General features: G+C 29.7%; 13 protein-coding genes. 2 read left to right on the top strand and 11 right to left on the bottom strand.

What is annotated here, in order from left to right; translation table 4 throughout:
• Nucleotides 1–27: 27 nt before the first annotated feature.
• From MYB_RS01135 to MYB_RS01105, 7 genes are read right to left on the bottom strand one after another with little or no spacing between them, the layout of a single operon-like run.
• Nucleotides 28–1,413 (bottom strand): MSC_0618 family F1-like ATPase beta subunit, encoded by a 1,386-nt coding sequence (locus MYB_RS01135; RefSeq protein ID WP_022935602.1) that lies wholly within the window; start codon nucleotides 1,411–1,413, stop codon nucleotides 28–30.
• A complete protein-coding gene (locus MYB_RS01130; protein ID WP_022935603.1) occupies nucleotides 1,413–2,924 on the bottom strand; it encodes an MSC_0619 family F1-like ATPase alpha subunit in 1,512 nt (503 codons plus the stop codon). The genes MYB_RS01135 and MYB_RS01130 overlap by 1 nt, the downstream gene beginning before the upstream one ends.
• A complete protein-coding gene (locus MYB_RS01125; protein ID WP_022935604.1) occupies nucleotides 2,924–5,062 on the bottom strand; it encodes an MSC_0620 family F1-like ATPase-associated subunit in 2,139 nt (712 codons plus the stop codon). Before MYB_RS01125 ends, MYB_RS01130 begins: the two co-directional genes overlap by 1 nt.
• A complete protein-coding gene (locus tag MYB_RS01120; protein ID WP_022935605.1) occupies nucleotides 5,055–5,525 on the bottom strand; it encodes an MSC_0621 family F1-like ATPase epsilon subunit in 471 nt (156 codons plus the stop codon). The genes MYB_RS01125 and MYB_RS01120 overlap by 8 nt, the downstream gene beginning before the upstream one ends.
• A 2-nt stretch (nucleotides 5,526–5,527) precedes the next feature.
• Nucleotides 5,528–6,391: an MSC_0622 family F1-like ATPase gamma subunit gene (locus MYB_RS01115; RefSeq protein ID WP_022935606.1), complete on the bottom strand. Its 864-nt coding sequence runs from the start codon at nucleotides 6,389–6,391 to the stop codon at nucleotides 5,528–5,530.
• Nucleotides 6,392–6,394: 3 nt separating this feature from the next.
• The gene (locus MYB_RS01110) at nucleotides 6,395–6,925 is read right to left on the bottom strand and encodes a DUF2714 domain-containing protein (protein WP_022935607.1); all 531 of its coding nucleotides are present in this window, start codon (nucleotides 6,923–6,925) and stop codon (nucleotides 6,395–6,397) included.
• A complete protein-coding gene (locus MYB_RS01105; RefSeq protein ID WP_022935608.1) occupies nucleotides 6,918–8,372 on the bottom strand; it encodes an MSC_0624 family F1-like ATPase-associated membrane protein in 1,455 nt (484 codons plus the stop codon). The genes MYB_RS01110 and MYB_RS01105 overlap by 8 nt, the downstream gene beginning before the upstream one ends.
• 161 nt (nucleotides 8,373–8,533) lie before the next feature.
• Here MYB_RS01105 and MYB_RS01100 point away from each other — a divergent pair, with 161 nt between their 5' ends.
• Nucleotides 8,534–9,340, top strand: a complete 807-nt coding sequence (locus MYB_RS01100; RefSeq protein ID WP_022935609.1) for an HAD family hydrolase — start codon at nucleotides 8,534–8,536, stop codon at nucleotides 9,338–9,340.
• 23 nt (nucleotides 9,341–9,363) lie between these two features.
• Here the strand turns inward: MYB_RS01100 and MYB_RS01095 are convergent, their stop codons facing one another.
• From MYB_RS01095 to MYB_RS01080, 4 genes are all read right to left on the bottom strand, one after another.
• Nucleotides 9,364–10,047: a hypothetical protein gene (locus MYB_RS01095; protein WP_022935610.1), complete on the bottom strand. Its 684-nt coding sequence runs from the start codon at nucleotides 10,045–10,047 to the stop codon at nucleotides 9,364–9,366.
• Between the two features lie 25 nt (nucleotides 10,048–10,072).
• A complete protein-coding gene (gene mgtE, locus MYB_RS01090) occupies nucleotides 10,073–11,509 on the bottom strand; it encodes a magnesium transporter (RefSeq protein WP_022935611.1) in 1,437 nt (478 codons plus the stop codon).
• Nucleotides 11,502–12,107, bottom strand: coding sequence for a diadenylate cyclase (locus tag MYB_RS01085; RefSeq protein WP_022935612.1), 606 nt, complete (start codon nucleotides 12,105–12,107; stop codon nucleotides 11,502–11,504). The genes mgtE and MYB_RS01085 overlap by 8 nt, the downstream gene beginning before the upstream one ends.
• Before the next feature lie 173 nt (nucleotides 12,108–12,280).
• On the bottom strand, nucleotides 12,281–14,296 hold the full coding sequence (locus MYB_RS01080; protein ID WP_022935613.1) for a hypothetical protein: 2,016 nt from the start codon (nucleotides 14,294–14,296) through the stop codon (nucleotides 12,281–12,283).
• Nucleotides 14,297–14,485: 189 nt separating this feature from the next.
• On the opposite strand from MYB_RS01080, the gene MYB_RS01075 reads away from it, so the two are divergent.
• Nucleotides 14,486–15,700: a phosphoglycerate kinase gene (locus tag MYB_RS01075; RefSeq protein ID WP_022935614.1), complete on the top strand. Its 1,215-nt coding sequence runs from the start codon at nucleotides 14,486–14,488 to the stop codon at nucleotides 15,698–15,700.
• The last annotated feature ends 19 nt before the right edge of the window (nucleotides 15,701–15,719 follow it).

The raw sequence follows: 15,719 nt of genomic DNA, 5'->3' as shown, positions 1-15,719 counted from the left end.
CAAAAGTCTTTTTTAATTTCACTTTAATTAGTTGTTTTCACTAGTTTCTACAAGATCATCAACACTTCCAATGAAAGCAAATTTTTCAGGAGAAATGTCTAAAAATTCACCAGCAATAATTCTTTTAACAGAATCAATAGTCTTTGCAAGTGGAACATAAACCCCTGATTCTTTAGTATAAGCTTCAGCCATAAAGAAGTTTTGAGTAAAGAAGTTTTCGAGTTGAAGAGCTTTTCGAACAATGGTTTTACTTTCATGATCAAGCTCATTAAACCCTAAAATTAAAATAACATCTTCTAGGTCTTTGTATTTCTTCATAATACTTTTAGCTGCAATGATAGCATTAAAGTGCTCTTCACCAATAATAGTTGCACTTACAGCATTAGATGTTGATAAAAGTGGGTCAAAAGCTGGGAAAATGTTACGAGCCATTTTGTCACGAGAAAGCACAAATGAACTATCTAAGTGACTAAATAATGAAATAGCAGCTGGATCAGAAAGGTCATCCATTGGTAAGAAAACAGTTTGGAAAGAAGTGATAGAACCATTTTGATTTTGGAATAATCTGTCTTGGATAAATGAGACATCACTATCTAAAGTTGCGTGGTAACCACCGATTGAAATATTTTTTTCAAGTGCAGAAGCAACTTCGTTAGTTGCTTGAATAAAACGGTAAATGTTATCAATGAATAATAAAACATCTTCTTTGTTATGGTCACGAGCATATTCAGCACAAGTCACACCCATTGGTACAATCATTGAACGAGCTCCAGGAGTTTCGTTCATTTGTGCAACAAACATTGTTGATTTTTCCATCAAATTAGATTCTTTAAGTTCTTGATAAAGTTCAAGACCTTCACGACTACGTTCACCTGAACCAACAAAAATAGAAGAAACTTTTTCTTTTTGTTTGGAAACGTTGAAGATAATTTCCTTCATTAGCACTGTTTTACCAACTCCGGCTCCACCAAAAATTCCAATTTTAAACCCTTCAAAAATTGGTACAAAAAAGTCAAGAGCTTTAATTCCAGTTTCAAGCAATTTTGGTGTATGATCAAATTTAGTCTTACTTAGACTAATTGTGGAATTTATGTTTACAGTTTCCATTCTTAGTCCACTTGTGTTCAAACTTTTACCTAAAATGTTGAACACTTGATTTTTAGCACTAAAACCTACTGGAACCTGTAAAAATTCTAAAGTATTTTCAACTTCTTCACCAACAGAAATTGCTTTATCTTTATAAATTACAATTGCTCGAACAAGACCATGGTCTAAAATCTTTTTAACAACCAAAATAGTTTGTTTGTTGTGCATTTCAAGACGTTGTTCAAGTTGGATTTTATTGCTATAATCATTAAAACGAACTTCAACAACATTAGTTCAAATTTGGGTAACAATTCCATTCAGTGTCATTATTTATCTCCTTTAGCACTAACTATTGATTTTGTAAAATTATCAATAAATGGCATAGGTGTTTCAATTTCTAATTGTTCTTTGGCACCATTAGCTTTTAAAAATTCATTTACAGCTGTGGCAAAATAGCTTCGTGCAAGTTTGTCATCAACATGTTGGTTGTCAACATATTTTTTAAAAATTGTTGCAGCCAATTGGTCATTTTCAACAAATGAGTAAATAAAATCAACAACTTTTGAAGGTTCAACAACGTTTTTGAGTAATCCTCAAGAAATAATTTTAATTCCAAAAAGAACAATTTTTTGTGAATAAAAACTGTGTCCTTTTTGAATTAAAAATTTCTCAATTTGGCTTCCTTTGAATAATAAATCTGAAGTTTCTTTGTTAAGATCATAGTCAAGTTTTGAAAGCTTAATTTGTTTTAAGTAGTTGTAATATAGTGAGTTAATTTCTTTAGAAATACTACGAATATTTTTGGCTTGCACAGATGAACCTGTACGTGAAACAGATAGTCCAATGTTGATAGCTGGAATTTTACCTTCAGCAAATAAAGCACTAGATGTGATAACTTGCCCATCTGTAATTGAAATTACATTTGATGAAATTAAGGCTGTAATATCATCATCAACAGTTTGTAAAATTGGTAAAGCTGTAATAGATTTGCGACCAACAAAGCAACCTGAACGCTCTAATAACTTAGAGTGAGCATAGAAGATATCACTTGGGAAAGCTTCCTTACCAATTGGTTGATTGGTAAGAAGTGCAACTTCACGATAGACACTGGCATGTTTGGAAAGATCATCAAAGACAATTAACACATCATTTTCATAACTGAGATTTTCTGCATGTGCCATTGCAAAGTAAGGAATTAAATATTGTTCAAATGGACTAGTTGAAGGTGCGTGGAAAATAATTGTATTATCCATAGCCTTGTGTTCTGTTAATGTTTTATAGACAAAATTTAAATTTTGTCTCTTTTGACCCACTGAAACATAGATGCATTTTGTGTTAGTTCCACGTTGGTTAATAATAGCATTTAATCCAATATGAGTTTTTCCAGTTTGACGATCTCCAACAATTAATTCACGTTGACCAAAACCAATTGGTGTGAAAAGATCGATTGCTAAAATTCCAGTGTAAAGTTGGCGGTCAAGATTTTCACGATCTAAAATTGAAGCCGCTGTTGCAAAAGCTGATGATTGGTTTGGACCAAAATTAAATGGATGTTGGTTTGCTGGCTCAATAATTGTTCCTGCAAAATCAACAATTTTGCCAAAAAAATCATTAGCTGTTCTAACAAGGTCGAAATTTTTAATTTCAACAAGCTCATCACCAACTTCAACTTTACCTTTTTGGTTGTTAAAAAGTAAATAAGCTTGATTTTGACTAGCTTGAATAACTACAGCTTTAATTTCCTCTTTACCTTTAATACTAAAAAATTGTTGTTCTTGTCATTGGTATTCACCTTTGGCAAGTAAGACATAGTCAAGAATCGATGCAACTTTAATCATTATTTTTTACTCCTTTTTAAAATAAAACTACGCGAAGCTACTACAGTAGCTGCTAATGCTGCAATTATTGCAGCAACAACAGCGTAAATTACTATATTTTTATTGTAGTTTTGACTTTGCTCGCTATTGTATTTGTTTAGCATAGCTGTAAAACTTTGAACTTGCAAGTCACCTTTGGTTTTAGAATTTTGATTACCACTATTTTGTTGTGTATTTTTATTAAAAAATGCAATTTGTCCTAATAACTGACTGGCTTGATTGAGTTTTTGACCATAATTCACAACTTCTGAAAAATGACTAATTAAATTTGGATTAATTTTGTGAATAGTTTGGCGTAATAATAAATTTTGTTCTCTAGCCTGTCCAAACATTCTATCAACTTCTGATTTTGAAATTGCTAGTTTTTTCAAAGCATCTTGAACCTGTTTGTTTTGGTCTTTGTTTCCATTAGTGTTGTTGGTTTTAGCAACTGTTGCCGCTAGTGCTTGATGCACACTTAATAATTGAGTGTAATAAATTAATGAATAATATTCAAGAGCTTTGTTGCTATCAATAACTGATTTTTGTAAAAAATCAATAAATTGTGATTGACTAGCGGCAAATAAGCGTGAATCAGGACCTGAAATATAATTACGAACTAGTGACTTTTGAGCATCTAAAAATGTTTGATTATAAAACACTTTTGTAATTAAATAAAAGAAATTATAAATTAAATTTTGTGACACTACTGAATAATTTTTAATGTCATCAAATTTAAAATCACCTTGAACATTAACACTACTAAAAAAATCATCAACAACTTTTGAAACACCTTGATTAGAAATTCACAAATTTCTAGTTAGAATGGCTTTAGTTGCTAGTGAATCTGTTGGTAAAAAATCATCATAAACACCAATTGAATATTTTTTCTCATATTTTTCAGGAGTTGAATTTGGTTTAGATTTTTCAACATTGTCAGTGATTTTTACACTTGCTTTTAACTTATTGTTATCAACTTGCAAACTTTCAACTTTATATTTAAAGCGAGAGTGAATTGGATTTAAAAAGAAAAACATCTTTTGTTTTTGTGTATCATTTGCCGAATTAAACATATTAACAACACTTTGTGGTGATTGTTTAATTAAATCTCAATGCAAAATTGGACTTAAATCCGGTGCAATTCGAATTTCAAATTCAGGTTTTTGACTAGTTTGTGGTGGAACGTTTAAATCAACATCTTTTAAAGCACTATCAATTTGAATTTGTGGACTCTGTGAGCTACTTGGATTTGGCAATTGATTTAGAGAAAGGTCTAAAAGTAGCGATTGTTTTTCAAAGTAATTTTTGATTCAATCAAATCAACTTGAAATTCCTGGTTTACCTTTTGGTTGAGACTCTAAAATTGTATTTGCTTCTTTTCCTGTAGTGTTTAATTTTAATGTAAAGTTTTCTTTGTACTTAGGAAATTCGTCTTCTTTAAACAAATAAGTTTGATATCCTGAACTCAATTGGGCAAAATAATTCTTGATTCTTTCTTGAAATTCTTCCCCTTTTAATGTGTTTTTAGTATCTTTGACATTATCAACTTTAACATTTGGAATTTTACTATAATCACTGTGATCTGCTTGTCCTCATTCAATTCCATTAAAGTCATCTTTACCAAATTTAACATCTCCTTGTTTTAGGTTGATGTTGTTACTATAAATATATGGAGTTAAGATGTTAAGCCCAAAAGCCATTGGATCTTGTTCGATTTGTTTTTGATTAGAATCAAAATAGTGTTTAAGTTGTAATCAAAAAAAACTTTGCGAAAGACGTTGTTCTAAATTATCGCGAGTTTTTGAAAAAATAGATGCAAGTTTGTTGTCAATGTCTTTCTTGACTTGATTAATGAAACCATCAATCAACTTAGCACGATTTTGTTCTCATCACTCTTTGTTGCTTTTTAAATCATTCTCATTAATTGGCTTTGGATCTGGTTTTTTAGCTTGTTGATTTGAATTTGCGTCTGTATTGGAAGTCCCAGATTGTCCTTGTTGAGAATTGGTTGAACCTGAACTATTTTGATTAGAAGGTGGTGTTGGATCCTGAGCTACAAAAGCTATGGGTGCAAGTGTGACTGGTAGCACTGACAAGCCTAGTAAAAATTTTTTAGTCATATAGCACCTCCGTTTTTACAAGTGAAAACAACTCTTTTAATTTAATTTCATCACTTACTAATTTGCTTGTATAAAATTTCGAAAATAATTCATAATTTTTATTTAAATCTAAAATTGCTTTATTTTGCAATTGAGTCAATAAACTTTGTTTTTGACCCACAAATTCATCTTTGTGAACAGCAAAAGCTTTTTTATCGCTTTTGTAAAACTCTAAAGGGACACTTAAACTAATCATCACATCTTTTTCCAAACTATAAATCAAACTATTATGAGCAAAAATGTAATAAGATTTAGTTCCTTTAACCAATTTAAGAAGGCAAAATTTTTGATTAACAGCATTAAATTTTTTTAATTCACTAAATTGCTTTTCTTGATCAACATTTAAAAAGACATTGTAACCTTTTAAATAAACGTGCTTTTGTTCATTTGTTAGGATATTTAAATTTCAAAGTTGTGCTTTCATAATTAAAAAATCCTTTTCGCTTTTGGTTTGATGAGATTTAACTCTTCAATTTCTAACTCACGCTCAATTTTTAAAATTGTAGTTTTCAGTTTTTGCATTTTTTCTTCAATTTCTTTGAGCAACGAATTTTCATGAATTAATTTGTTTTTATAAACAATAAATTGTGATTCTAGAAGCAAAATATGCGCAGATGCTGCAAAATATGAAATTAATTGAGCTTGCCAAAATTCATCATAGTTAGGAAAAAATTTAAAATTCGCAACTTTGTTTTTAACTATTTCAAAATGACTCGCTGGAATATCAACATTAAAGTTAAATTGATTTAAAGGATAAATTGTTGCTAAAAAATTGTGGATTTTGTTTGAATAAATTGCAAATTTAACTTCTTGAAATTGCTTATCTTTTATTCCAAAATCAATAAAATGAGCAATTTTTTGTGCAACTGAAAATAAATTTTTCTCTTGTGCAAATTCTGCAACTACTTCATAACCATTTTTCTTAGCAAAATTTAGTGCTCGTGTTCCAATTGTGATAATTTGGTCACCTTTTTTAAACTTGCTTGAAAGAGTTTTTTCAATTTGTTCAAAAAAGTTTTGAGTGTATTTTTCTTCACTGCTTGGATAAACTCATAAAGTTTTATTGCTTTTTTTTGTAATTTTTTTAATTGCTTGTGAAACTATTGATGATAGATTATCTTGATTTGATTGGTTTAAAAAAAGTTGTCCAATGAGAAAAAAGTCATATCTTTCACGAATAGTTTTTAGTAGCTGGTTAATCTCAATTAATGAAATGTTACGATTAAGAGTGACTAATTCATTAATCTTTGCTAAGTTAATAAGTTTTTCTTTTTTCTCATTTAAATTCATAACTTACTGTTTTTCTCCAGTACTAATTTCACTAAAGACAACTTTTAATTTTTTTGTTTGTGGTGACACGAAAACAATAATACCTTCTGCTACTTCAACAAAAGCTTGTTTTTCTGTAACATATTTTCAAATCAAACTATTTAAATTGCTTAAAAATTTATTAAGCACAGAATCTTCTTGATCTTCAAAAAAATTAGAAGCCATAATATTAGAAGATTCTTGCTCTATAACTATTGGCACTAATTTTGTAACTCCAAAACGAGATGTTTTAGATCAAGATATTATAAAGTTTTTAAAAATCAACTCTCGATGATTTTTGTAAGCTTGTAAAACTTTTTCTTTATAAATTCCTACAACTTTTGAATCACTAGCTTCAGATGATACTAGTAGTGCTAAATTAGAAATTGCATCAAAACTAATAAATTTCTCTTTGCTTACAATGCCATAGTAATCTGAATATTCTTTGGTAAAATCAATAGGCACGCTAACTTGATTTCTTTTTTTTGAATTAAATTTTGAAGTAAACTTAAACATTTCTCTCCTTTATAAGTTTAGTTTTAGCTTGTCAAATAAAAATATTTTTGGCTAATAAATAAACTAAATTTGTGATTGTTAAAAGTGTTGTAAACACACTAAAAATTGCAAAAAATTGTCAACTATAATCTATAAAAGTAATTGAGTTTAGAGTTCTATTACTACTACTTTTGATGGAAACAACACTGTTTGAGTATAAATAAAAATTTCAAAGACCGAAAATCTGTAAAACAAGATACAATGCTAAAACTAATCCAACAATAGCCTTGCTAAACTGTGTCATTTCATTGTTTTTTATTGCAAAAAGTAAATAAGTATAAATAACAAAACTAGCACTAATTAATCAAATTCAAACATTTTCTTTTGCACTTATTGAGTTAAATAAGAACAAAAATGAAACAATTGCAAATAAAGTGTTGGTCAACATAAATATAGTAAATGAATAATGAGTTGTAAATTTTCGAAGTTTATTGTAGAAAAATAAGAACGAATAAGCACTAGCAAAAATTACAAAGAAAATTAGTTCACCTACAACTTTTAAATAATTGTTGTTGAAATTACTATTAAATATTAAATATAGTGCAAAATTTTGATTTGTAAAAATAGCAACAAAAATATGATAAACAAAAGTTGTTAAAATTGGCAAAATTATAAATGAAAGTGATGTTGTAGTTTTGCTTAATTTTAAATATGTGTTTTTGTAAAAGTAAATTTGAGTAGAAAAACTTACACTTATTAAAATTAGTATTGTAGATAAAATGGCAACTAAAATTGCTGAATTAGTTGTTGTTCCTATTTGAGCAACAAATTTGTACAATCAATCAGTTATTGGATTTCCAACAGTTACTGTTTTATATTTAAGTGCTAAAACACCAAATATAATAGCAAAAACTAAAAATAAAATTGTTTGTGATAAGTAACTAACAATTTTAAGTCAAAAGAACTTACGAAAATCATAATTTATTTGCTGATTTTTCTTGTTAATTAATCATCAATGAACAAAATTTAGAGCAAGAAGCACAAATATTTGCAAAGAAAATATAAAGATTGCTTGCCATGATGCGCTTAGATATACAAAATACAAGACAATATTTGCAAGTGATAATGCTAAAAATATATAAACAAAAATTTGAAGAAAAAGACTATGTTTATAATTAGCGAAACTAGTATAAGCTTTGTATAAAAATACAAAACTAAAAAATAATAGAATAACAGAGCGAGCAACTTTAGTAGAAATAACTTCCCTTAAATTATCAGCAATAGGATTGAATATAATAGAAACATTATAAAGTTGCTTAGAATCTAAATTAAAAAACGATCTTGATGAGTCGAATAAAATAGCTAATGTAAACGCAATTATAAAAAAAGCAACTAAGAAAAAACTTAGGCGCTGTTCCGTTTTTTCAAATTTTTTGAAACTAAAATTTCATTTAGTAATTTTTTTCATTTCAAAATAATTATAGTTCTTTTTTTTTTTTTTTTCATTTTAATTTTTATTTTCAAAAAAACATTGAGTTTTGCAAAAAAGTCTAACTATAATAATATAAAAATAATTAGCAAAAAATTTATGCATAATGAAGCTTTAAAATGTTATAATTTTTTCTCCAAATGAAGCAAAAATTAATTTTTACAGATATTGATGGAACTTTGTATGGAAAAAATTTCACATTAAGTTCTGAAACCCTTAAATTTATTAGTCAAATTTCTAACTTAAACGCAATTGTTATTCTAAATACTGGCAATAGTTTTGCATCTAGAATCAAAAAACTTGCTGCTGATTTAAATGTAAATTATGTTTTAACATCTAACGGGGCCTTGCTAAGTGATATTAAAGCAGATAAACACTATATCACTAAAGGTGTTTTTACAAAGGAGTTGCAAGAATTTGTTCTCAAAATTGCATCTGAGTTAAATATGCAATGCAATTTTTGAAACACATCAACTTTTTTTAGTTTTAATCCAAAAAGTGAATTTGCTGATTCTTACAATTTTGCACTTTTAGATACAAATGATGTTGTTTTTGTAGATCAGCCACAAAATGATGTTATTAAAATGGAACTTTTTGGAACAAACGAACAAAGAGAGCAAGCTTTCCAAATAATTCAAAAAAATCCTAAGATTTCAGCTGTAGCTGTTAGTGGCATCAATATTGAAATCACTCCTGAAAATGTTTCAAAAGGTAGTGGTCTTGAGTTTGTTTGCAAAATGTTTGACTTTGAAGTTGAAAATGCAATGGCAATCGGTGATTCAGCAAATGATATTTCAATGTTAAAATTAACTCCTTACTCATATGCTATGGCCAATGCACATCCAGAAGTAAAAAAAATAGCCAAACTCAACACCAGTGCTTGTGACCAAGATGGTGTTGTGTTGGCTATTAAAGATTATTTATATCGTACAAAAAATTTAAAATAATTTTTGTTTTTATTTTTAAAAAATTAAATTCAAACGATCTTTCGACTTGGATTTAATTTTTTGTCAAACACTTGTATATAGTAGAAAACACCTTGAACAAGACTAATTAAAAGTCCAAGAACTTGAAGAGCAAGAAGTGCCTTAAATCCAGGCAAGTCAATGTTTGCTCCTAAAAATACAAGTCATAAAATGTTTAAAAGTGTTAAATCGTGAACAAAGAAAAAAGGCATGTGAATCAATTTTTTTTGTTTGATCACTATAATGGTTTGTGGGAGAAATGCAAAATTTATAAATGAAGCAGCTAAAATAGAAAGAACTTCAGCTCCTGCATCAGGTATTGTAATTGTTACGCCTGCAAAGTGTAAAATGACAATAGCAATGATAGTTGTAATCATAGCTAGTGAAAATACTATGTTTGCGAACTTAAATTCCTTGGAAATTTTACGTGATTTTAAATAAAAACTAAACAAAATAACAAATAAGAATGTAATAATTCCGTTAAATAATTCAGTAATTACAATTTGGTCTGTTTTTGATTGTCAACCAACAATTAAATATAAAAATACACCTATAAAATAAATTCATCAACTTATAATTGATGCAGATTTAATTTCTCTATTTTTGTAGGTGTTTACAACCATTGGGATACCCAAAATGGCAGTTGTAAAAGATGCGAGCCATCCAATAGCTTGAATAGTAGAATTCATAAATTGTAACCTTTCTTTTATGATTTTAAACTAGTAAAAAAACAATAAGGGTAATACCAAAGAAAATAAATGTTGAGACCGAATCTGTTAAAGTGGCAAGTACTGGAGCCGACATTACTGCTGGGTCTCGTTTGAATTTTTGGGCAAGAAGTGGAATTGTTGCCCCTAAAATTTTAGAAAAAACTATTACAGTAAGTAAACTCAGAGATGAAGCCGCTGATAAAATTAAAACAAAATCACGACTAGACAAACTTGCACCTTCGGGTTTGGTGCCATCTAGCAACTCACCTTTGATTGTAAAATATAAAATTAAACGCGCAAAATTAAAGAGCATTAAAATTGAACCAACACTAGCACCAACAAGTAATTCTTTGGTAAGTACCTTTTTAAATGCAGATTTGTTGCCAATTTCATCTAACCATAAAGCACGAACAATTGTTGTGGCTGACTGTGAACCTGCATTTCCTGCCGACCCTGAAATAACGGGAATCATAGAAACAATTGTACTTACATAAACACTCAAGCCTAAGGCTTTAAAAGCGGAATCACCTTGCATAAGATCGGTGAAATATTCAATAATATATTGTGATAAGGTTGAACCAAACATCAAAATAATTAATCAAAAAATCCTGGATTTAACAATTTGGATAACCGTTCTTTTAATATATGAATCATCAATTTCCTTTGATGAAATCCCAGCTAGTTTATACATATCCATAGTGGTTTCTTCTTGAATGATTTCAATGATGTCATCACTTGTAACCATTCCAATGAGTCGCTGGGCTGAATTAACAACTGGCAAAACTGAAAAATCATTTTTAGCAAAAATGTTTGCAGCTTCTTCTTTGTCATCCGAAGTTGATAAAGAAGGAACAGCAAAAAGGATGTCAGCAATTGGCACGTCAGGATCACTAAAAACAATGTCTTCAAGTGTGGTTGCTCCAACTAATTTTTTTTGCTCATCAACAATGTAGTAGTAGTGCACAAGTTCTGCAAGGTCTTTATATTTTCGAATTTTTTCAAGAGCCTCTCCACAAGTTAGTTTGAAATTTAAATAAATAATGTCAACTGACATAAAAGCACCAATTTGATTATCGCTATAACTTAATAGTTGATTAACTTTTTTACGAGTGTCATTGTCAATATTACGTAAAATCTTTTTAGTAACTTGCTCAGGCATTTCCTCGAGCAATTCAGCAATTTCATCTGTATATAACTCATCAAGAAGTTGAGTCATTTGCTGATCTGGAAGCAAATTGATGATGTCTTTTTGAATTTCAATAGGAAAAAAGCTAAAAATTTCACCAGCAGTTTCAGTATCGAGCATTCTCAAAAACAAAACTCGAGTGTAAGGATCAAATTTTGAAACAATCTCTACAACTTCAGTTAATGGAGTTTGGTTACAAAACTGACGAACTTGACTAACTTTTTTTTGACTAACTAAGTGTGAAAGATTATTCATTTTTTCAACTCATCTCCTGTTCTAAAATCTCGACAAACTTATCCAAATTAGGAATTTTTAAAAACTGTGAGTGTCGGGCTAAAAGAACTTCGCCTGTCGTTTCTGAAACAACAATGGTGATTGAATCAGTTACTTCAGCAATTCCAAGTGCTGCTCGATGACGAGCACCATATTGGTGATCTGACATTGGTGATTCAGAAACACTAAAGTAAGTAGATGCAAAAGCAATGCGATCATTTAAAATAATTACAGCACCATCGTGCAAGGGAGATTTCTTGTTAAAAAGTGCTATTAAAAGTGATGCTGATATTTTAGCATCAATAGCAACTCCATCAGTGCGAAATTGGTCCAAACTAACTTGCTGCTCAATGGTGATGAGAGCTCCAATTTTGTTTTTAGACAAATATTTAATTGCATATTGCAATTCATAAACAATTTTTTTTTGAGTTGAAATACCCAAATCATTATAGTTTGACTGGGTTTGGGCTTTGCGACTTGTTTTGTATTGTAAAACAAGTCAGGCTATGAATCTACCAGCTATAAAAGCAAAAATAACTATCACAAAAAATAAAATTACAATTTGTATTGCTGTTTCCATACTCCCCCTCAAAATATAATTATTTAGGAATTATACTATAATTTTTTTCCTTTTAATTTTTTTTAAAAAACTCATTGATTTGACTTGTTTTTTCAAACCTAAAAGTTTTTGAAAAAATAAAAAAACTAGTTTGTAAAAACTAGTTTTTTTATGAATCTTTAAAAAGTTTGAAATTAAATTAGTCCTGAACCAAAGACAAAGAACATAACAACTATAATTATAATTGCTGCTATTAGTGCAAAAACAATAAATCAAAGCACATAAGCAGGAATTCCTCAAAAGCCTGTTTTTTTAGTTGTAACTAAAACAATTTCTTCATCTGGCTTGTTTTTTTCAGAAACAGCACCAATAATTGCTGAAGTATCATCAACTGCAAAGCGACCCACACCTTGGCCAGTTGCTGGACCACCAACTCCACCTCCACCATAACCACGTTTGGTATTAACATTTCCTTCTAAAAGTTCATCATAGTCGCCACTACTTACACCATCTTCTGGAGTGTAAATAATTCCACGATTTTCATCGTGTAAATCAATGAATTTTTGATCTTTTAATTTAGCAAGTGGGCATTCTTGTTCAGAAGTACTTAAACTACATAACTGAGAACCATGAGATTTACCATCATAACTAATGTGTGGGAAATAAGATTTTAGTAATTCTTCTATTGAAATTCCACGGTCAGCAAATAGTTTTTGACATCCTGGACACTCAATAGCTTCAAGCAAGTACAATTTATATTTTTGACAAAAGTCACATGTAGCAACATGTTGGCAAGCTGGACACTCAAAGTTTGTCGCAGTTGTAGTAGGTGCTAAAAGTGGTGCATTTAAATGATCCAAATTAACAATTGGATCTAATTGTGGCTCATCACATTCATTGTGATCACAATTGCATAAAATTTCTGATTTTGACTCAAAATTGTCAACAATAATTGGTTCATCTGCTATTAAAACTTCTTCTAATTGCTCTTTATTTACAGAAGTTTCAGCCAAAATATAGTCAAGACTCAACTCAATTTCTTGCCCACTGCACAAGTGGCACTGACACTCATAAGGTAATGTGTAGTCTATCTGTTTTGGTTGAGATTGTTTGAATCATAAGAAGTAATCAAGATTAGATGGAACTGGATTTTGGCACTCATGGCAAAAACATTCATAAGGCAATTCATAAGCTGTTTTTGACTCATCAATAGTTGGTTCAAGAACTTCTGTTTTTGGTTCATCAGAAGTTTCTTCTTTTGAGATTGGGCAACGAACACCCTTGCAACTATTGCTCAATAAAGTTCCAACTTTTATTTCAGGTTCATCTACAAATTCTTCAACTTGTTTTTGTTCACTAGCACAATCTACACAATTACAACTGTATAATGATTCATCAAAGTAGGTTTGAATTAATTGAGCATTGGATTGTTGATTGTTTTGGCAATGACATGGATAATCTTGAGTGGTTGGTTCATCTATAATAATTGGTTTAATGTCATCAAAACCTTTAACACAACTTTCACATTTGCAATCTGTTTCTTCAATTATATTTAATGGCTCGTCAACTTCTTGACCCAAACATTTGGCACATTCACATAAGTATAAAGGTTCTTCTTCAACCCTTGGTTCCTCATAGGTGTGTGCATGTTTATCAGATAAACAAATTGGGCAATCACAAGAAAATCCTTCAAAGTCAGCTCGATGGATTTCTATTGAATCGCAACCACAATCTATTTCATCTTCGCGAAGTGTTTCTTGGCAAATTTCACACTCAACAGGTTCGTCATCACTTTCAACATCAAATAAAATTTTATTAATAGTTTTGGAAATATTAAGATCTTTGTTGTTATTTTGTTCTTCTAAAACTTGCACAAATTCTTCTTCTGTGTATTGAAGTTGTTCAATAATATCGCCGGTGCTAGATGGATCAGCAATTTTATCTAACAACATTTGGATATCTGCAGTATTAAGAGAATCAAGACTTCTTTTAAATGGAAATCTAACAACTAATGAAAACTTTTTATTTTGACGCACTCAAAGACGTGCAACTAAGTTAAGACTATTAATTTTTACTAATAAGTCAAAAAAATTAGCAAAAACACCAATGGTTTGTTTGTCATAACGAAGTGAATGTTGGCAAACACGTTGCCCATTGTTTTCATAGCATAATTCAGAACTGTAGAATTTAAGAATTTTATTTTTCCCCATAGCGATTCTCTTTTGTTTTGTATTAAATTTTATTTTAAAAATTTTACCATAAAAAGCATACTTTTAAATAAAATTTGTTTATTTTTATAGCATTTAAAAAATAAAACCAAATTATTTTAAAATAGGTTTCAACTTATGATTTTTATCTTATAATATTATATGTTAATTTATGCATAAAGGAGCAAATTTATGAATAATTCAAGTTTTGCAAATAAAAAAACAATTGAAGACATTAATTTCTTAAACAAAAAAGTATTAATGCGTGTTGATTACAATGTACCAATTCAAGATGGAAAAATCACATCAACTAAAAGAATTGATGCAACAATTAATAGTATTAATAAAGTTATAAACCAAGGTGGAAAATTAATTTTATTTTCTCACCTTGGAAGAATTAAATCACAAGAAGACCTTGCTAAAAAATCTCTTCGAATTGTTGCTGAAAAATTAGAGCAAACTTTAGGAAAAAAAGTGACTTTTGTTCCACATACCAGAGGTCCTGAAGTTGAAAAAGCTATTGAAAATATGAAAAATGGGGAAATCATTTTACTAGAAAATACTCGTTTTGAAGATTTAAATAATAAAGCAGAATCCAAAAATAGTGAAGAACTTGGAAAATATTGAGCATCTCTAGGAGATGTTTTCATTAACGAAGCCTTTGGAACAATGCATCGTGAACATGCATCAAATGTAGGAATTGCCACCCACATTAGTGAATCAGCGCTTGGTTATCTAGTTTTAGAAGAACTTAAAGCACTTTCAAAAGTTGTTGAAAGTCCTGAAAGTCCTTTTATGGCAATTGTTGGAGGAGCAAAAGTTTCTGATAAAATTGGAGTTTTAGAATCACTGCTACAAAAAGCTGATAAAGTTTTAATTGGTGGTGGAATGTCTTATACATTTAGAAAAGCTTTAGGTTTTGAAATCGGTCAGTCAATTGTCGAAGATGACAAATTAGAATTGGCGCGCAATCTAATGGATAAATATAGAGACAAAATTGTCTTGCCAATTGATGTTGCTTGTAGTTATGAGTTTGAAGACACCAAACCAGTTTATTTCCACGATAATCCACTTGAAATTCACAAAGATGCAATGGGAATGGATCTTGGACCTTTATCAATTAGATTATTTGAAAGACAATTGCAAGGAGCAAAAACTGTGCTTTGAAATGGAACTTTAGGAGTTGCTGAATTTAGTAACTTTCGAACAGGAACTCTTTCAGTTGCTAAAATAATTGCTAAATTACCAAATTGTTATAGTGTCATCGGTGGTGGTGATTCAGTTGCTGCCGTTGAAAGCCAAGGACTTCAATCATTTTTTAGCCACATCTCAACTGGTGGTGGAGCTTCAATTACCTTTATAGAAAAAGCGGACTTAGTTGGATTGCATCCAATTCAAAACAAATAATTTTGATATAATTAAAATC

This window comes from Mesomycoplasma bovoculi M165/69 (assembly GCF_000524555.1).
Lineage (GTDB): Bacteria > Bacillota_I > Bacilli_A > Mycoplasmatales > Metamycoplasmataceae > Mesomycoplasma > Mesomycoplasma bovoculi.
This window is presented reverse-complemented; position numbering and strand designations above follow the sequence as displayed.